The sequence below is a fragment of the uncultured Jatrophihabitans sp. genome (assembly GCF_964252635.1).
Lineage (GTDB): Bacteria > Actinomycetota > Actinomycetes > Mycobacteriales > Jatrophihabitantaceae > Jatrophihabitans.
This window is the reverse complement of the sequence record NZ_CAXUNP010000042.1, coordinates 15,689-32,152: the sequence shown is the minus strand read 5'-3', so window position 1 is coordinate 32,152 and position 16,464 is coordinate 15,689. Positions and strand designations below refer to the sequence as shown.

Annotated in this window: 18 protein-coding genes; 6 read left to right on the top strand and 12 right to left on the bottom strand. The window is 73.2% G+C overall.

Annotated elements, in window-relative coordinates:
• Window positions 1-122: 122 nt before the first annotated feature.
• The 4 genes from ACFFCA_RS16135 to ACFFCA_RS16120 are packed head-to-tail and all read right to left on the bottom strand — an operon-like array spanning window position 123 to window position 3,466.
• Window positions 123-1,370, bottom strand: a complete 1,248-nt coding sequence (locus tag ACFFCA_RS16135; RefSeq protein WP_375486600.1) for an NADH-ubiquinone oxidoreductase-F iron-sulfur binding region domain-containing protein — start codon at window positions 1,368-1,370, stop codon at window positions 123-125.
• Complete coding sequence (locus ACFFCA_RS16130; protein WP_375486598.1) at window positions 1,367-2,002, bottom strand: hypothetical protein; 636 nt, start codon at window positions 2,000-2,002, stop codon at window positions 1,367-1,369. Before ACFFCA_RS16130 ends, ACFFCA_RS16135 begins: the two co-directional genes overlap by 4 nt.
• 55 nt (window positions 2,003-2,057) lie before the next feature.
• On the bottom strand, window positions 2,058-3,047 hold the full coding sequence (locus ACFFCA_RS16125) for an FAD:protein FMN transferase (protein WP_375486596.1): 990 nt from the start codon (window positions 3,045-3,047) through the stop codon (window positions 2,058-2,060).
• A 32-nt stretch (window positions 3,048-3,079) separates the two neighbouring features.
• On the bottom strand, window positions 3,080-3,466 hold the full coding sequence (locus tag ACFFCA_RS16120; protein ID WP_375486594.1) for a hypothetical protein: 387 nt from the start codon (window positions 3,464-3,466) through the stop codon (window positions 3,080-3,082).
• Window positions 3,467-3,594: 128 nt separating this feature from the next.
• On the opposite strand from ACFFCA_RS16120, the gene ACFFCA_RS16115 reads away from it, so the two are divergent.
• Complete coding sequence (locus ACFFCA_RS16115; protein ID WP_375486592.1) at window positions 3,595-4,245, top strand: DcrB-related protein; 651 nt, start codon at window positions 3,595-3,597, stop codon at window positions 4,243-4,245.
• A gap of 6 nt (window positions 4,246-4,251) precedes the next feature.
• Here ACFFCA_RS16115 and ACFFCA_RS16110 read toward each other — a convergent pair whose 3' ends face one another.
• Window positions 4,252-5,577, bottom strand: coding sequence for an ATP-binding protein (locus tag ACFFCA_RS16110; RefSeq protein ID WP_375486590.1), 1,326 nt, complete (start codon window positions 5,575-5,577; stop codon window positions 4,252-4,254).
• Window positions 5,578-5,579: 2 nt separating this feature from the next.
• A complete protein-coding gene (locus ACFFCA_RS16105) occupies window positions 5,580-6,266 on the bottom strand; it encodes a response regulator transcription factor (RefSeq protein WP_375486588.1) in 687 nt (228 codons plus the stop codon).
• Window positions 6,267-6,353: 87 nt separating this feature from the next.
• Between ACFFCA_RS16105 and ACFFCA_RS16100 the strand changes: the two genes are divergently transcribed.
• The 3 genes from ACFFCA_RS16100 to ACFFCA_RS16090 are packed head-to-tail and all read left to right on the top strand — an operon-like array spanning window position 6,354 to window position 9,428.
• Window positions 6,354-7,856 carry a menaquinone biosynthesis decarboxylase gene (locus tag ACFFCA_RS16100; protein WP_375486586.1) on the top strand — a complete coding sequence of 501 codons (1,503 nt, stop codon included), beginning with the start codon at window positions 6,354-6,356 and terminating at the stop codon, window positions 7,854-7,856.
• A gap of 25 nt (window positions 7,857-7,881) precedes the next feature.
• Entirely contained in the window at window positions 7,882-8,805 is a 924-nt protein-coding gene (gene mqnP / locus ACFFCA_RS16095) for a menaquinone biosynthesis prenyltransferase MqnP (protein WP_375486584.1), read from the top strand.
• On the top strand, window positions 8,802-9,428 hold the full coding sequence (locus ACFFCA_RS16090; protein WP_375486582.1) for a UbiX family flavin prenyltransferase: 627 nt from the start codon (window positions 8,802-8,804) through the stop codon (window positions 9,426-9,428). Before mqnP ends, ACFFCA_RS16090 begins: the two co-directional genes overlap by 4 nt.
• 6 nt (window positions 9,429-9,434) lie before the next feature.
• Here the strand turns inward: ACFFCA_RS16090 and ACFFCA_RS16085 are convergent, their stop codons facing one another.
• Both ACFFCA_RS16085 and ACFFCA_RS16080 read right to left on the bottom strand, forming a co-directional pair.
• Window positions 9,435-10,340, bottom strand: a complete 906-nt coding sequence (locus tag ACFFCA_RS16085) for an SAM-dependent methyltransferase (RefSeq protein ID WP_375486581.1) — start codon at window positions 10,338-10,340, stop codon at window positions 9,435-9,437.
• Between the two features lie 100 nt (window positions 10,341-10,440).
• Window positions 10,441-11,313 (bottom strand): NAD-dependent epimerase/dehydratase family protein, encoded by an 873-nt coding sequence (locus ACFFCA_RS16080; protein WP_375486579.1) that lies wholly within the window; start codon window positions 11,311-11,313, stop codon window positions 10,441-10,443.
• A gap of 141 nt (window positions 11,314-11,454) precedes the next feature.
• Between ACFFCA_RS16080 and mqnE the strand changes: the two genes are divergently transcribed.
• Both mqnE and ACFFCA_RS16070 read left to right on the top strand, forming a co-directional pair.
• On the top strand, window positions 11,455-12,594 hold the full coding sequence (mqnE, locus tag ACFFCA_RS16075; RefSeq protein WP_375486608.1) for an aminofutalosine synthase MqnE: 1,140 nt from the start codon (window positions 11,455-11,457) through the stop codon (window positions 12,592-12,594).
• Between the two features lie 45 nt (window positions 12,595-12,639).
• Window positions 12,640-13,056, top strand: a complete 417-nt coding sequence (locus ACFFCA_RS16070; RefSeq protein WP_375486577.1) for a DUF4229 domain-containing protein — start codon at window positions 12,640-12,642, stop codon at window positions 13,054-13,056.
• Between the two features lie 202 nt (window positions 13,057-13,258).
• On the opposite strand, the gene ACFFCA_RS16065 is transcribed toward ACFFCA_RS16070, so the two are convergent.
• The 4 genes from ACFFCA_RS16065 to ACFFCA_RS16050 all read right to left on the bottom strand — a co-directional run bounded on the left by ACFFCA_RS16065 (window position 13,259) and on the right by ACFFCA_RS16050 (window position 16,450).
• Window positions 13,259-14,587 carry a reverse transcriptase family protein gene (locus tag ACFFCA_RS16065; RefSeq protein ID WP_375486575.1) on the bottom strand — a complete coding sequence of 443 codons (1,329 nt, stop codon included), beginning with the start codon at window positions 14,585-14,587 and terminating at the stop codon, window positions 13,259-13,261.
• 217 nt (window positions 14,588-14,804) lie between these two features.
• Window positions 14,805-15,569, bottom strand: coding sequence for an inositol monophosphatase family protein (locus ACFFCA_RS16060; protein ID WP_375486573.1), 765 nt, complete (start codon window positions 15,567-15,569; stop codon window positions 14,805-14,807).
• A gap of 59 nt (window positions 15,570-15,628) precedes the next feature.
• On the bottom strand, window positions 15,629-16,072 hold the full coding sequence (locus tag ACFFCA_RS16055; protein WP_375486571.1) for a YybH family protein: 444 nt from the start codon (window positions 16,070-16,072) through the stop codon (window positions 15,629-15,631).
• A gap of 69 nt (window positions 16,073-16,141) precedes the next feature.
• Window positions 16,142-16,450 (bottom strand): metallopeptidase family protein, encoded by a 309-nt coding sequence (locus tag ACFFCA_RS16050; RefSeq protein WP_375486606.1) that lies wholly within the window; start codon window positions 16,448-16,450, stop codon window positions 16,142-16,144.
• Between the last annotated feature and the right edge of the window lie 14 nt (window positions 16,451-16,464).

Sequence of the window (16,464 nt, the reverse complement as noted above, 5' to 3'; positions counted from 1 at the left end):
CCGATGGACCTCGGGCTCGAGGCAGATCGTCAGCCACTCGTCGACCGCGATGCGGCCCGGCAGCAATGCGCGGCACAAGCCGTGCCCGTCGCAGCGGGTCCAGTCGATCTCCAGGCGGGCGGTCATCGGGGGCCGCCGACCGGCAGCTGGCCGAGCACGGGTCGGCCGCACCCACCGCGCAGGTGCGCGTCGTTCTCGTCGTGCAGCAGGTGCAGGCCCGAGGTGACGAACCGCGCCGCGCCCTTCGGGTGGGCGCCGGCGCCGCGCCCGGCGACGGCGCGCGCGTGCACGACCGCCGAGCCGAGCCCGGGGGCGGGCCCGGCCGCGAGCGCGGCGACGTCGGCGGCCAGGGCGGGCAGCCCGAAGCGGCACGGCCCGCACTGGCGCGCCGACTCGCCGGCCAGCCAGTCGCTCACGCGGGCGAGCTCCCCGAGTGCGCACGTATCGTGGCCGAGGACGAGCACGACGCCGGCGCCCAGGGTCGCGCCGGCCGACGCCAGCCCGGCCCGCGACATCCGGATCTGTGCGAGAGGCGCGACCCAGCTGCCGTGGTAACCGCCGACGACGACGGCCTGCGGGTCGGCCGCGTGGGCGGCGGTCAGCACGATGCCGAGCGGGGTGCCGATGGGGATCTCGACCACGCCGGGTCGCCCGACAGCGCCGCCGACGGTGAGCAGCGTCGTGCCGGGCTCATCGGGAGTGCCGGTCTCGGCGAAGCGGTGGGGGCCGAGGCGCAGCAGCACGGCCAGCTGGGCCACCGACTCAACGTTGGCGACAAGCGTGCCGTCGGCCGTCGGGGGAGTGCGACGACCGGTGGGCAGGGCCGGGCCGCCGCGCAGCGCCCGGACGACCGCGCGGGCCTCGCCGCCGACGAAGCCACCGGCCACGACCACGACCCGTACGCGCCGGGCGTCGGTGCGCTCGGCCGTCGCGGCCCGCACCGAACGCGCTGTCGGCTCGTCGTGCACGGCGACCGCGACGTGCTGCGTGCCGACGGCGTTCGCCAGGGCGAGGGCGCCGTCGAGGACGAGGTGCGGGGCCCGGTGCAGCAGGACGCGGTCCTTGCGGCTGGCGGGTTCGCTCTCGGTGCCGTTGACGACGACGTGCCGACGTCCCGCGGCGAGCGAGCGGATCTTGGTGGCGAGCGGGAAACCGGCACCCCCGCGCCCGGCGATGGGACCACCGTCGAGATGGGCGAGCACCCGCTCGAGGTCGGATCCGGGTAGCGGGCCGTGCGTGGCGAGGTGCGCCCGGTGGTCGAGGCGAGCGGCGGTCTGCAGCCCGGCCAGGAGCCGCGGCGCCCCGATGGACCATGCGCTCAGGTCCACCTCGGTGATCGGCGCGGGCGGACGGTGCAGCAGGGCGGTCATCGGGAGGCTCCCTCGGGGATGCGAGCTGGGGCGGAAGGTTGTTCGGTGACTTGCGGTGCGCGCACCGTGAACCGGTCGCCCGGCATACCTCGCGGTACGGACGCCATCCGGTAGGTCACCGAAGCTGCGACGGCAGCGACGCAGGCGATGTAGAGCAACCGCACCCACCCGACGGAGCTGTCGGTGCCGCTGGTGAACCCGTGCACGACCGCGAGTGCCCAGCCGGCGTAGGACAGCCCGTGCAGCTGTCGCCACAGGCGGGCGCCCCGCTCGGAGCGCGCCATCCGTCCGCGGGCCAGGCCGAGGAGCGAGACGCCGACGAAGGTGTAGAAGGCCAGCGAGCCGAGGCCGACCCAGGTCGGCCGGTAACCGGCCGTGAACGGGACAATCGCGCCGGTGATGCCGACGTGGGCGTAGGTGTCGAGCAGGATCGTCACGACGTGCAGGACGAGGACGGCGAGGCCGAGACCGGCGGCAGCGCGGTGCACGTACTGCAGGACATACCGCCGAGTCGGGGAGGAGGAGCGTGCGGTCGATGCCGGCCGTGCGACCAGCGCGCCGAGGCAGGTGGCCGTGCTGAGCAGCAGCAGGGCCGACAGGCCGGCCCCCCGCGCCGTGAACCAGAGGCTCATTCGGGGCCTCCGCGGAAGCGTGAAGTGTTCTGTGCGGAGCGCTTTCGTGGGGTGGTCATGCGACGGCGCTCCGGGGATCGGCGCCGGCCGTGCCGCGCACGAGGGTGCGGCGGTGCGGCAGGGTTCGGATCTCGGTGGGCCAGGCGCCGGTGGTGATGACGTCACCGTCGCTGTTGACGAGCCGCGCCGACGAGCCGCGCCGGTGCAGCCAGTCGAGTGCGGCGTCCCCCAGGACGATCGCCGCGGTGCTCGCCGTGTTGGCCGCGAGCGCCGAGCCGGCCGCGACGCTGACCGTCCGCCACGGGCCGTCGGCCGGCTCCCCGGTGCGCGGGTCGACGATGTGATGCGCCGTGCCGTCGCCGCGGCGCCAGGTGCGGACGGTGGTGGTCGAGGTCGTGAGCCCCCCGCGGCGGATGCGCACCAGCCGCCCGGGCTGACCCTCGCGCTCAGCGACGCGCACCGCCCACCCGCCTGGTCGCTCGCCGGCCACGGCAACGTCGCCGCCGAGCTCGACCAGCACCGGCGTCGCGTAGCGGTTCGCCAGCGTGTGTGCCGCGTGGTCGGCCGTCCAGGCCTTGGCGGTGGCGCCCAGGTCGAGCGCGCACCCGGCGGGGACCCGCAGGATGCCGGCCTCGCGATTGAGCGTGACGGCCCGCCAGGCACCCGGTCGCGGCGTGGCCGGCCGGGCCTCGGTGTCGGTGACGTCGGCGATGTCGGCGATGTCGGCGATGTCGGCGATGTCGCGGTCGTAGCCGATGCGGCGCATGGCCAGGCCGAGCGTGGGGTCGACCGCGCCGCCGGTCTCACGAGCGGCGTCGAGCGCGGCGGCGACCAGCGCGACGAGCATGGCCGGGATCGGCACGGGCCGCCCGGGCAGCGCGTTGGCGACCGAGATCGCCGAGTTCGGGCGGAACCGGCTGGCGAGCACGTCGACGCGTTCGAGCAGGGCGGTCAGGTCGGCCGTGGCGGGGGCGAGCGCGGCCGGGTCGTCGACGACCAGGCGGACGGTGCTGCTCCAGGCGCGCCACGTGCGGGTGGCGCTCATGCCGTCTCGGTGGTTCGCTCCGCCGGCGTCGCTCATGACCCGTTGCTCCCGCCGTCGCTCGAGCCGTGCTGATCGGTGCCGCTGATGCCGGAGTCGTTGTCGTCCGACGAGCTGCCGTCCGACGAGCTGCCGGACGACGAGCTGCCGGACGACGAGCTGCCGGACGACGAGCTGGGGGTCGACGTCGGCGTCGACGTGGTGCCCGTCGAGCCGGACGACGACGTGCCGCTCGACGGTGTCGTCGTGGTGGTGTTCGACGAGCCGCTCGTGCCGGTGCTCCCGCCGGAACCGGACGCGTCGGCGGTGCCGCCGACGCCGGCGACGAGGCCCCAGGTGACGGCGGCGGCGGAGACGGCAGCGGCCGCGGCGGCGAGGCGAGCGCGTCCGCGGAGGCGTTCGGGGGTGTTGTTCGGTGGCATACGAGAACGATGCGGCGGGGCGGCTCAGGGGGGCGTCACCGGAACATCAAGAACGGCTCAAGACTCGCTGGGACGCGGTGAAGGGCGGTCACGCACGGGGCCGTCCACCCGTCGGGCATAGTGAGCGGATGAAGATCGCTGCTGCCGTGTCCGGTATGGGTCTCGTGCTGGCGCTGACGACGGCCTGCGGCAGTTCCGGTGGCGGTGCTCCGGCGACGTCCGCCGCCTCGACCGGGTCGGCCTCGTCGGCCCCCGCGGTCAAGTCGGCCGAGGCCGCGTCGCAGTCCGATGACGCGTCGTCGTCCCAGCCGACGGGCGGCAGCGCGGGCTCGCCGGTGGTCAACGCGCCGGGCCGGGTCTTCTCGGTGGTGCTGCCGTCCGGGTGGACGCAGGACAAGCAGGAGGCGCAGGCCCTGCACGCCGTCGACGTCTACGTCGGCCCGGTGACCACCGCCTTCGCCGCGAACGTCAACGTCGTCACCGAGAGCAGCCAGGGGCTGAGCCTGGAGGCCTACCGGCAGCGCTCGGTGGCCAACCTGCAGTCGGCGCTCAAGATCTCCGGCCTGACCGCCGCGACCTCGACGACGGTCGCCGGCGACGACGCGCTGGAGTACTCGTTCCAGGACACCCAGCAGGGTCGGCGCCTCATGCAACGGCAGACGGTCGTGCTGCACGGCGGCAACGCGTACACGATCACCTACACGGCGACGACGGGTGCGTTCGCCGCCTCGTCCTCGGCAGCGCAGAGCATCATCGCGTCCTGGCGCTGGGGCGGCTGAGCAGGGTCAGGGGCGCCCGAACAACAGGGTGATCGACGCCCCGCCCGACGGGCTCGCGCCGAGCGTCATCGACCCGCCGGAGGCCTGGGCGCTGCGCCGGGCGATGTCGAGACCCAGCCCGCTCGACCCGCGGTCGCTGCGGCCACGCACCGGTTCGTCCGGGGGCAGCCCGGGGCCGTCGTCGGCCACGGTGAGCCGGGCGCCGTTCGTCGTCGCCGCGAGGAGCACCGAGAACGGCGTGCCCTCGGGGGTGTGGGCGACCACGTTCTCCAGCAGCGCGTCGACGGCCGCGGCGAGGTCCTCCGCGCCGGCGCGCACCGGCAGCGGGTCCCGAGGCAACTCCACCGTGGCCACCCGGCCCTGGTCCTCGGTCAGCGCCGACCAGAACGCCACCCGTTCACCCACGACCTCGGTGGCGTCGGATGCCGGCATCCGGCCCTCGCGCTGCGGGCGGCGGGCGGCGCGGATCACGGCCGTGAGCATGCGTTCCAACGTCGTGACGTGGCCGCCGATGCGCTCCGCCTCACGGGGCTCGTCCAGCGCCTCCGCGTCGAGTCGCAGCGCGGTGAGTGGCGTACGCAGGCGGTGCGACAGGTCGGCGACGGTCTCGCGTTCCTCGGCGATCAGCTCGTCGATGCGGTCGGCGAGCCGGTTCAGGGCCCGGCCGACGTCGGCGACCTCGACGGGGCCGTCGGTCGGCGCGCGCGCCGTGGTGTCGCCCGCCGACAGCTGCTGCGCGGTGGCGGCGGTGTCGGCGAGCGGACGCACGATGCGACGGGTGAGCACTTCGCCGGCGCCGATCCCGACCCCGATCAGCACGACGGCCGCGCCGGCCAGCAGCAGGAACTTGCTGTTCTCCCCGTCGTAGCGGTCGCCGTCGGGCAGGTAGACCCGGACGACGTAGGGCCCTGCGGAGGAGAACGAGACCGTCTGGTCCAGCGAACCGCCCTTGACGGGCTGCAGATCCGGCCCGGGTCCTCCCCCGGTGCCGGGCCCGCCGTACCCGCCCCGGCCGTCGTCGCCCTCCCCTCGCTGGGTGGGCACGGACGAGTTGTCGGCCGGTGTCGAGCCGATGACCTGGCCGGAGGGCAGGGTTATCGAGATGGGCCAGCCGGTGGCCTTCACCCGGTTCCGTACGTAAGTGGTCAGGGTCGACGTCGACGGCGGCGGGTAGCTCTGGACCGCCCCGCGCGCCCGCAGGGCTTCGTTGCGGACGTCGTTGCGGACGTCCTCGGCCACCGTCGAGCGGATCAGCACCGTCAGCGGGATCGCGAACGCCAGTACGACCAGCACGGTCATGCCGACGACCAGCAGCAGGATGCGGCGTCGCACGGTCAGCTCCCGGCCGGCGCCACGAGCCGCACGCCGACGCCGCGGACGCTGTAGAGGTAGCGCGGGTCCGCGGCCGTCTCGCCCAGCTTGCGACGCAGCCACGACAGGTGGACGTCCACCGTGCGGTCGGACCCGCCCCACGCCAGCTGCCACACCTCGCCGAGCAGGTCGCGCTTCGACACGACCTCGCCGGCGCGGCGGGCCAGGGCGAGCAGCAGCTCGAACTCCTTGCGGGCCAGCTCGACCGGGCGCCCGTCGACGGTCACCTCGTAGGAACGGGTGTCGATCGTGAGCCCGCCGACGGTGATGACGGGGTCCTCGTCAGTCTTGCCGCTGCGCCGCATCACGGCCCGGATGCGGGCGTTCATCTGGGCGGCGGTGAACGGTTTGATCACGTAGTCGTCGGCGCCGAGGTCGAGCAGGCGGATGATCTCGCGCTCGTCGTCACGGGCGGTGGCCACGATGACCGGGACCTCGCTGACGCTGCGCAGCATCGACAGCACGTCGGCGCCGTCGATGTCGGGCAGGCCGAGGTCGAGCAGCACGACGTCGGGCTTGTTCTCGACCGCGGCCGTGAGCGCGGGCATGCCCGAGCCGACGGCGGTCACGACGTGCCCGTGCTCGCGCAGCCCGCGGGTCAGTGCGGTGCGGATCGCGCCGTCGTCCTCGACCAGCAGCACCTGTGGCATGGCCGCGAGGGTAGCCGCCCGGCATCGTGGAGTGCTGTGCCCGGACACCGGGGGCAACTCCCCACGATGGCCGTCGATACTGAAGGTGTGGCCTACGCCGATCTGCAGCAGTTCCTCGCCGACCTCGAACGCGACGGCGACCTCGCCCGGGTGAGCGCGCCCGTGGACCCGCACCTGGAGGTCACCGGCATCGTGCAGCGGGTGGTCCGCGAGCAGGGCCCGGCGCTGCTGTTCGAGAACCCCACCCGCGGCCGCATGCCGCTGCTGATCAACGCGTTCGGCACGCAGCGGAGGATGGCGAAGGCGCTCGGCGTCGACGACCTCGACGAGATCGGCGACCGGATCGCCGAGTTGCTCAAGCCCGAGCTGCCGAAGGGTGTCAGCGGGTTCCGGGACGCGCTGGGCAAGGTCGGCCAGCTGCGGAACGCGCCGCCGAGGCACGTGAAGAGCGCGCCGTGCCAAGAGGTCGTCGTGCGGGGCGACGACATCGACCTCGTCGACCTGCTCCCGGGCGTCAAGGCGTGGCCCGACGACGGCGGCGTGTTCCTCAACCTGGGCCTGACGCACACGAAGCACCCCGACACCGGCGCCCGCAACCTGGGGATGTACCGGCTGCAGCTGCAGGACGAGCGCACGGTCAGCCTGCACTGGCAGATCCACAAGGACTCCACCTCGCACGCGGCCGTCGCCGAACGTCGCGGCGAACGGCTGCCGGTCGCCATCGCGTTCGGGTGCCCGCCCGCGGTCACCTACGCCGCGTCGGCACCGCTGCCGGCCGACATCGACGAGTACCTGTTCGCCGGCTTCGTCCAGCGGGAGCGCGTGCCGATGGTCGACTGCGTCAGCGTCCCGCTGCAGGTGCCGGCGGACGCCCAGGTCGTGCTCGAGGGCTGGGTCGAACCGGGCAAGCGGCTGCCCGAGGGCCCGTTCGGCGACCACACCGGCTTCTACACGCCCGTCGAACCGTTCCCGTTCGTCCGCGTCGAGACCCTGACGATGCGCAAGGAGCCGATCTTCCAGTCGATCGTCGTCGGCCGGCCGCCCCAGGAGGACGGCCCGATCGGCAAGGCCACCGAGCGGATCTTCCTGCCCCTGATCCGGCTGACCGTCCCCGAGATCGTCGACTACGACCTGCCCGAGGCCGGGGTCTTCCACAACGCGGTGATCGTCTCGATCGACAAGCGCTTCCCCAAGCACGCCCAGAAGGTCATGAACGCCATCTGGGGCGCGGGGCTGATGTCGCTGTCGAAGCTGATCGTGGTCGTCGACGCCGACTGTGACGTGCACGACTACGGCGAGGTCGCGTGGCGCGCATTCGGCAACGTCGACTACGCCCGCGACGTGTTGCACGGCGAGGGGCCGGTCGACCACCTGGACCACGGGTCCTACGAGCAGTTCTGGGGCGGCAAGCTGGGCATCGACGCCACCCGCAAGCTGCCCGCCGAGGGCTACCACCGCGGCTGGCCCGACGAGTGCGTGCTCACCGACGAGACGCGGGCCACCGTCGAGCGGCGGTGGGACGAGTACGGCATCGGCGCGCCCCCGAGCATGTCGCGACGCCGCCGTCGGCCGCACCGCAGGTCGCGCTGATACAGCGCCCAGGCAGAATCGACGTGTGACCACCAGCGACCTGACCACGGGCAGCGCCAGCCCCGCGGCGCCCCAGCGCGGCCGGGTCCGCAAGTTCCTGTCGCTGGTCATGATCGAGCACTCGGTCTTCGCGCTGCCCTTCGCCTACACCGCGGCGCTGACCGCGATGTGGCGTGACACCCGCTCGGTGCACTGGGTGCAGCTGCTGCTGATCACCGTGGCCATGGTGTCCGCGCGCACCGTGGCCATGAGCGCGAACCGCATCCTGGACCGCGGCTTCGACGCCCTGAACCCGCGCACCGCCCGCCGTGAGCTCGTCACGGGCGAGGTGTCGCTGTCGACGGCGTGGGCGGGCACGGTCGTCGCGCTGGCCGTCTTCCTCGGCTCCTGCGCCGCGCTGTCGTGGCTGTGCCTCGCGCTCGCCCCGGTCGCCGTCGCGCTGCTCGTCCTCTACTCCTACGGCAAGCGGTTCACCGACTTCCCGCAGGTGCTGCTGGCGCTCGCGCAGTTCGTCGCCCCGGTGGGCGCGTGGATAGCGGTCACCGGCCACGCGTCCTGGGCGGCCGCCGCGCTGGGCCTCGCCGTCGGCACCTGGATCGGCGGGTTCGACCTCATCTACGCCTGCCAGGACTACGAGATCGACCGCGCCATCGGCGTGCGGTCGGTGCCGGCGCGCTTCGGCATCGCGGCGGCGCTGCGGTCCTCGATCGTCGTGCACGCCGTCACTGTCGGCGCCTTCGCCTGGTTCGGCGCCGCGGCCGGGCTCGGCTGGCTGTGGTGGACGGGCCTGGCCCTCACCGCGCTCGTGCTGATCTACGAGCACACCATCGTGCGCGCCCACGACCTGTCCCGCGTCAACCGCGCGTTCTTCACCGCCAACGGCGTCATCGGCATCGGGTTGTTCGGGTTCGCGCTCGCCGACCTGATCGTCCACGGGCTGCGGGCGTGACCGACCGTCGCCCGTGGGTCGTCGGGGTGTCCGGTGCGTCGGGCACGCCCTACGCCCGCGCCGTGATCGGCGCCCTGCTCGACGCCGGGCTGCCCGTCGACCTCGTCGTCTCGCGGGCCGCGCGCCTGACCATCCTCGACGAGACCGGCCTGTCGTTCCGCGACCAGCACTGGCGCGACGACCTCGCGACCTGGCTGGCCCGCGACCCCGGCGACACGGCGTACTGGTCCGCCGGCGACCTCGCCGCCGGCCCGTCGAGCGGGTCCTACGAGACCCGCGGCATGGTCGTCGTCCCCGCCTCGACCGCCGCCGTCGCCGGTATCGCGCTCGGGCTGTCGAAAGACCTGTTGCAGCGCGCGGCCGACGTCACCCTCAAGGAGCGCCGGCCGCTGGTGATCGTGCCCCGTGAGACTCCGCTGACCCGGTCCACGCTGGTCCATCTGCTGACGCTGCACGACGCCGGCGCGGTCGTGCTGCCCGCCAGCCCGGGCTTCTACAGCGCGCCGCAGACCATCGCGCAGCTCGTTGACTTCGTGGCCGCCAAGGTGCTCGACGCGGTCGGGGTGGACCACACCCTGATCACCCGGTGGACGGGCGAGCTGGGCGGCGCGCGCGAGCGGTAGCCGGGCTCACGGCAGCGTCGCGGCCACCGTGTACAGCGCGTCGTCGCAGCGGCGGCCGCCGGTCGCGTACCGGCCGGTGAGCTGCCGCCCGTCCGCGAGGTCGTCCACCCGGAAGCCGCCGGACCGGAGAAGGTCGACCGCCGCGTCGGGCGGGGTCGCGAACGTGATGGGCTCACCGATCAGGCGCATGGACCGCACTGCCGTACGGCGCAGGTGGTCGTACGGTGCCCGTCCACGGGGGCTCTGCCAGAAGTCCATGGCCAGCACCGACCCCGGGCCGCACACGTCGGCGAGTGAGCGCAGCGTGCCGAGCACCGCCGCCTCGGTCAGGTACATGCTGACGCCCTCCCACACCACGAAGCAGGGGGCGTGCGGCCGGAACCCGGACGCGGCCAACCGGTCCGTCAGCGACTCGGCTCGGAAGTCGATCTCCACCCGCGTCACGGACCCGACACCGAAACGCTCCGGATGCGACTGGACCACCGCCGCCTTCGCGCGGGACAGCGGGGCGAGATCCACCTCGTAAACGGGACGGTCGCCGAGTGCGGCCGCGAAGCGGTAGGCCCGGCTGTCGTAGCCCGCCCCCAGCACGATCACCTGCTCGACCCCGGGCAAAGACCCGAGCAGGTGCGCGTCGATGAACGCGTGACGGCACAGCACCGACGTCGCGATCCCGGCGGCGCCGGAGCGCTCGAGCCGGCGCACCGCCGGGGCCGCGGCGGCGAGCGGGTGCAGGGCGGCCCGGTGGGCGCCGGTCAGGAACAGCGGTGCGTACGGGTCGTCGACGATCCGTTCGGCGGCCGGCCGCTGCCGCTCGAGCGCGCGGACCAGCGTCGTCCACTGCGCGGTGGCACTGGGCCGCTGGGTGGTGTGCAGCGTGCGGGGCAGCACGGCCAACCGCGGGAGCGACACGCGACGATCCTGCCGCTCGCCGGCGTGCCCGTCGAGCCGACGTGGGGAGAGTTGCCCGCCCTCAGGGCGGATAACTCTCCCCACGTCAGACGCGGCAGGCTCAGGCGCGCGTGGTCTTCGCCGCCACGTCGTCGAGCAGGGACGGCCCGGACGGCGTCCACCCCAGTTCGCGGGCGCGGCCGTTCTCGGCGCTCTGATCGAGCAGCAGCGCGTCGACCAGCGGTGCGAACAGGCGCTCGCGCGAGTCGTCCGCGCTCTCGGCGACCACGGCGTCGGTGCCGCGGGCCTTCGCCGCGGCCTCGCCGATCTCCCGCACGGTCGGGTGGTCGTCGTTGACGCCGATGTAGTACCCGCGGGCGGCCGATTTCTCGAACGCGCGCACGTACAGGTCGGCCAGCTCGCCGGTGTGAACGGTCGTCCAGTGCTGGCTGCCGTCGCCCACGAGGCGGATCGCTCCGTTGTCGTCGGGCTGGGTGATGGTGGCGACCAGGCCGCCCCCGCCGCCGTAGACAATGCCCGGGGCGACGACGACGCCGCGCAGCGACTCGTCGTCGAGCAGCTTCTGCTCGACCCCGGCGCGCCAGGCGGTGAGCTCCGGTGCGTCGAACGGGTCCTGCTCGGTGATCGCGTCGCCGGAGCCCCAGACCCACACCCCGCCGGTGTGCACGTACGGCTTGCCCGTGCCGGAGTAGGCGGTCAGCGCCGCCTGCACGACGGCCGCGTCGAAGTCGGCGCTGGTGGCATCCCCCGGGCTCGCAGTGTGGATCGCGCCGTCGGCATCGGCGAACACGCCCGACAGCCAGGTGCTGTCGGTGATGTCGCCCTGGGCCGGCGTCGCACCGGCCTCGCGCACGGCTGCGGCGGACTGCTCGCTGCGCACGACCGCGGTGACCTGGTGGCCGGCGTCGCGCAGGGCGGTGAGGACGGCCGATCCGACCAGCCCAGTGCCGCCGGTGAGAACTACGTGGGACATCGCTACCTCCTGTGGTTGCGTTCGGTTGGTGCAAGCCGCGGCCCGCGGTGGGACATTCCGCCGCGGCCGGGTCCGTGTCGGACGTCTCGCGGGCACCGTCCGGACCGGCCGGGAGGCCGACGTACCCTGGGTCGCATGGCGATGACCGAGTCCCGCAAGGCCGAGCTGACCGAGAAGATCGAGGCGCGTGAGCGGCTGACCCAGCAGGACGGCGAGGACCTCTACGACACCGACGACCTGGCCTGGCTGGGCGGTCTGGCGCACGGGGTCCGTACCGAGAAGAACGGCGACACGGTCTTCTTCAACGTCAACCGCCACCTGAACCTGACCAACGTCTGCACCGCGTCGTGCGCCTACTGCAGTTTCCAGCGCAAGCCCGGTCAGAAGGACGCGTACACGATGCGCGTCGAGGAGGCCGTCGAGACGGCGCTCGGCATGAAGGACGACGGCCTCACCGAGCTGCACATCGTCAACGGCCTGCACCCGACGCTGCCGTGGAAGTACTACCCGCGGGTGCTGCGCGAGCTGAAGGCCGCGCTGCCCGACGTCGCGCTCAAGGCGTTCACCGCCACCGAGGTGCACTTCTTCGAGACGATCTCCGGGCTCAGCGCCTCCGAGATCCTCGACGAGCTGATCGACGCCGGGCTCGAGTCGCTCACCGGTGGTGGCGCCGAGATCTTCGACTGGGACGTGCGCAAGCAGGTGGTCGACCACAACACCCACTGGGAGGACTGGTCGCGCATCCACCGGCTGGCCCACCAGAAGGGCCTCAAGACGCCCGCGACCATGCTCTACGGTCACATCGAGGAGCCGCGGCACCGGGTCGACCACGTGCTGCGCCTGCGCGAGCTGCAGGACGAGACCGGCGGCTTCCAGGTGTTCATCCCGCTGCGCTTCCACAACGACAACAACCGCTTGTCGCACCTGCCGATGGCGCAGCCGGCCGACGTCCTCAAGACGTTCGCGGTGTCACGGCTGATGCTCGACAACTTCCCGCACGTGAAGGTGTTCTGGGTGATGCACGGGCTGTCGACCTCGCAGCTCGCGCTGAACTACGGCGCCGACGACATGGACGGCTCGGTGGTCGAGTACAAGATCACCCACGACGCCGACAACTTCGGCACGCCCGACAAGCTGACCCGCGAGGACCTGCTCGACCTCATCCGCGACGCGGGCTTCCAGCCCAAGGAGCGCAACACCCGTTACGAGATCCTGCGCGAGTACGACGCCCCGGTGCCCCTGGCCCAGCGCCGCGCCGAGCCGCAGACCGTCTGGGCGTAAGCCGAGCCGATGTCCGAACCCGAGCCGAAGCCCGCATCCGAGCCGATGCCTGAATCGAAGGCAGCGCCCCGGGCCGCGACGTCGGTCGAGCCGACGTTCCGCGGCTGGATGGGCTCGATGTGGCTGTACACGCTGCTGCGCTTCGGGTTGTTCGGCGCGCTCTGGGGGATCCTCTACCTCTGCGGGGTGCCCGTCTTCATCAGCGCGCTGATCGGGCTCGTGCTCTCGGTGCCGTTGTCGCTGGTCCTGCTGGCGAAGCCCCGCGCCCGGTTCACCGCGCAGCTCGAGGCACGGGTCAACTCACGCATCGTCGAACGGGCCGACCTCGACACCCAGCTCGACCCGGACGCCGATGCCCGCGACGCGGACCTGCGCGAGGCTCATGAACGCGAGGCCCGCGCCATCGAGGCGCGCAAGGCCAAGTCGCGCCGCGGCACCGGCGGCTCCCCCACCTCGAGCTGACCTCACAGCAGCTCGCGGCGGTGGGCGACGGACCGACTCTGCTCACCGTCGGAAGGTCGACGGTGAGGACCCCCGCCGCGATGTGCAACACGGCTGGTGCGACCGGGCCGCAAGCGCCGGGCGCGGCCGTAGCACGGCGTGATACGGCCGTCCTGTGACGGCGTGCTACCTGGGGGGCGACTGCGACCAGACGGTCGGGTGATCAGGTCCAGTCGACGGCGTCGTACAGGGCGCGCAGGCGGTTGCCGAGAACCGGGTCCAGTCCACCGGCCCATGCGATCCTGCCGAGGACGTAGGCGGGGAAGTCCTCCCGCCCGCGGGTCTGGGTGCGCCATCCGTGCCGGGCGCAGTTGTGCAGCAGGGCTCGCAGAGCGTCGCGCTCCGGCCGCGGCAAGGACGGACGGGCGTTGACGATCGCACCGAGAACCGACTGGCGACCCGACGCGCCGAGGACGACTGTCTTGCGTTCGTTCACTGCGAAGCCCTCATCGAGCACGATCTGCTCGACCGTTCGCACGAACGCCGACCGGCCGGCGCGTAGGCGCGGGCCGCCGCTGAAGGTGAGGTCGTCGACATAGCGGGTGTAGGCGGCGCCGAAGGACTCGGCCAGCCCGGTCAGCCTGCGGTCGAGTCCGAAGGCGACCAGGTTGGCGGCCCGCGGCGACGACGGTGCTCCTTGCGGCAGGTGTGGCGCGGCGAGCCGGTCGCCGAGGCGCCAGTGCCGGGCCGGGTCCGCGTCGGGAACGGGCAGGGCGCGCCACACGGCGTGGGGCACGACTGTTGTCAGCAGGCCTGTGACGGTGTGCGCCACCTGCTCGGGCAGTCCGGCTGTACGCAGCAACCCCCATACCCGTCCGGCAGCGATGGACGGGAAGAACGCCTCCAGGTCCATCCGGATCACGACCGTGCGGCCGGCGTGCGGGGCCAGCGCCGTCCGCACCGAGCGACCGGCGACCGCTCCGTGCGCGGCGTCGTGCACGGGCACCGGCTCGAGGACATGACGCAGCAGGCGGCGCTGGATCTCCTTGAGCCGTGGCTTGGGCGCGGCCACCAGCCGTCCGCCACTTCGCGAGGGCAGGACGTGCCAACGGTAGTGGCGCAGCATCTCGTCCGCGTCGCGCTCCCAGCCGCGCACGTCTGCGAACCACGAGAGCTCGCCCTGGTCCACGTCGAGCAGCCGGGCCAGCGCACCCAGGTCGTCGAGACGGGTCACGGGCCACCGGCGGTCTACGACCCGTGTCGTCGTCGGCTCGAGATGTCTGATGCGGGGCAGCCGGTCCCGTCGGCCCGTCCAGGCCTTGGCCCACGCGGGGCACGTCTGCAGGTAGGCGGCCAACTCGCGCGGGCGGTCGTAGGGAGGGTCGCGGTAGGCGTCCACGACCTCGCGCACCAACTCGCTGACCCATGTCGGTGGTGTCTGACGGCCCAGTGCGACCCGGACCCTGCGGGTCATGGCCGCACGGTGCCAGCCGCCGGCGAGCATGGCCGTGGCCACGCCGTGGGCGACCGCCTCCGGTCGCGATGTGCTCACCGGTTCGGGGTCACGCGCACGGGCGCGGTGCGGCGGCGCGTGCCGGACGGCGGGGACAGCCGTTCCCGGTGGTGCGCGCCTGCTCGTGCATGGAGTGCTCGCCACGGCGTGCGGTGCGATGCCCTGCTTCGGGTGATGCCCCCGGGGTTGCCCCGGAGAGGTCGGGTCGACCCGACCGTCCTGTCCCCGCCGTCGACACGGCGCGAGCGTAACGCCGTCAGCCACTCAGCAGGGCGGTGAGTTCGGCGACGGTCTGCTGCGACCCGGCGACGTGCCAGCGTTGGCCGTCGACCGGGACGACCGACGCCGCACCGCCCGCGGCCGCGACCAGCGCGGCGCCGGGCAGCCAGTCCCACGGCAGGGAGTTGGCCTGGACGGACGCGCCGAGGCGACCGGCCGCCACCGCTGCGAGCTCGACCGACCCCGAACCCAGCATCCGCACCGTGGCCGCCCCGCCCATGACCCGCAGCAGCGGCTCGCGCAGGGAGGCATCGCCGAGGGTGAACGGGTGCAGGTAGGTCGCCAGCGACACCTCGGCCAGCGGCCGGTCGACGAGCGGGGCCAGCTCGACGCCGTTGCGGGTCGTCGGATGTGACTGCCCGCCCAACCACAGCTCGTCGGTCGCGGGTTGGTAGACCGCGCCGAGCAGCGGCGGCTCCGTCTCCGACGGACCGAGGGCCAGCGCCGCGCACCACGTCGGCAGCTCGGACAGGAAGTTGTAGGTGCCGTCGACGGGGTCGACGTACCAGGTGCGCGCGCCGCCGGCGTCCGACGTGCCCTCCTCGCCGACGATGGCGTCGTCCGGCCGTTCGGCGCGCAGCCGGGACACGACCAGCTCCTCGGCGGCGTGGTCGGCGGCCGACACGACGTCCGAGATCGACGTCTTGTGCTCGACGGTCAGCCCGTCGGCCAGCATCCGGGCCGCGAGCTCGCCGGCGGCGCGAACCAGCGAACCGGCCAGTTCGACGTCGGCAGAACCCACGCCTCGAACCCTAGTGCGCCCGAAACGCCTGTGCCGCGCCAGGCAGGTCGACCCGGACGTCAGCTCGAAGCGCCGAACGGGTGGTCGATGACGTACTTCCAGCTGCCGTCGGGCTGACGGCGCAGCACCTCGGCGGTGACGCCGCGCAGGTCGACGGGCCGACCGTCCGCGTCGGTGCCGCCGTCCATGACGAAGGCGATGCTGGACAGGACGAGGTCGCCCTGCTCGAGCCAGTACCGCGGCTCGAACCGCAACGTGCCACCGAGGCCGAGGAACCACGACAACGCAGCCTCGATCGCGGCGTGGCCGTGCAGCGGCTCGGCGCCGGGGCCCGGAACGATGACCGCGTCCGGTTCGTAGGTGCTCATCAGGGCGGCCAGGTCGCCGGCGTTGAAGGCGCCGCACCAGAAGCGGTTCAGGCCGTGCGGCCCGGCGGTGTCCGTGGGGACGTCGTGGGTGTCGGTGGCGTCGTGGCCGGCTGGGGTCAGGGTGTGTGTGCTCATGGGGCAAGCCTGGTGCCGGCACGCGGCCCGGACCATCCCAGAAAGCTGGTGTGCTGCGCGGCGAACCCGCTACCAGCCCAGCTCGTGCAGCCGGTCGTCGTCGATGCCGAAGTGGTGACCGATCTCGTGGATCACCGTGCGCCGCACCTGCTCGACGATGTCGCGCTCGTCGGCGCTGACCGCGCAGATGGCGTGCCGGAAGATGGTGATCCGGTCGGGCATGACGGCGGCGTAGTCGGAGCTGCGTTCGGTGAGCGGGACACCCTGGTAGAGGCCGAGCAGGTCGAGGGACGTCGAGTCGTCGTCGACGGTCACCGCGACGTTGCGCATCTCGCGGCCCAGCTCCGGCGGCAGCCCGTCGAGGGCCTCCGTCACCATCAGCTCGAAACGCT

Excerpts from the sequence above, each read along its gene's own strand:
- ACFFCA_RS16055 (WP_375486571.1), bottom strand. The coding sequence starts at position 16,072 with ATGAGCACACACACCCTGACCCCAGCCGGCCACGACGCCACCGACACC.
- ACFFCA_RS16070 (WP_375486577.1), top strand. The coding sequence starts at position 12,640 with ATGCCTGAATCGAAGGCAGCGCCCCGGGCCGCGACGTCGGTCGAGCCG.
- ACFFCA_RS16120 (WP_375486594.1), bottom strand. The coding sequence starts at position 3,466 with ATGCCACCGAACAACACCCCCGAACGCCTCCGCGGACGCGCTCGCCTC.
- ACFFCA_RS16050 (WP_375486606.1), bottom strand. The coding sequence starts at position 16,450 with ATGGTGACGGAGGCCCTCGACGGGCTGCCGCCGGAGCTGGGCCGCGAG.
- ACFFCA_RS16105 (WP_375486588.1), bottom strand. The coding sequence starts at position 6,266 with ATGCCACAGGTGCTGCTGGTCGAGGACGACGGCGCGATCCGCACCGCA.
- ACFFCA_RS16130 (WP_375486598.1), bottom strand. The coding sequence starts at position 2,002 with ATGAGCCTCTGGTTCACGGCGCGGGGGGCCGGCCTGTCGGCCCTGCTG.
- ACFFCA_RS16135 (WP_375486600.1), bottom strand. The coding sequence starts at position 1,370 with ATGACCGCCCTGCTGCACCGTCCGCCCGCGCCGATCACCGAGGTGGAC.
- ACFFCA_RS16115 (WP_375486592.1), top strand. The coding sequence starts at position 3,595 with ATGAAGATCGCTGCTGCCGTGTCCGGTATGGGTCTCGTGCTGGCGCTG.
- ACFFCA_RS16125 (WP_375486596.1), bottom strand. The coding sequence starts at position 3,047 with ATGAGCGCCACCCGCACGTGGCGCGCCTGGAGCAGCACCGTCCGCCTG.
- ACFFCA_RS16080 (WP_375486579.1), bottom strand. The coding sequence starts at position 11,313 with ATGTCCCACGTAGTTCTCACCGGCGGCACTGGGCTGGTCGGATCGGCC.
- mqnE (WP_375486608.1), top strand. The coding sequence starts at position 11,455 with ATGACCGAGTCCCGCAAGGCCGAGCTGACCGAGAAGATCGAGGCGCGT.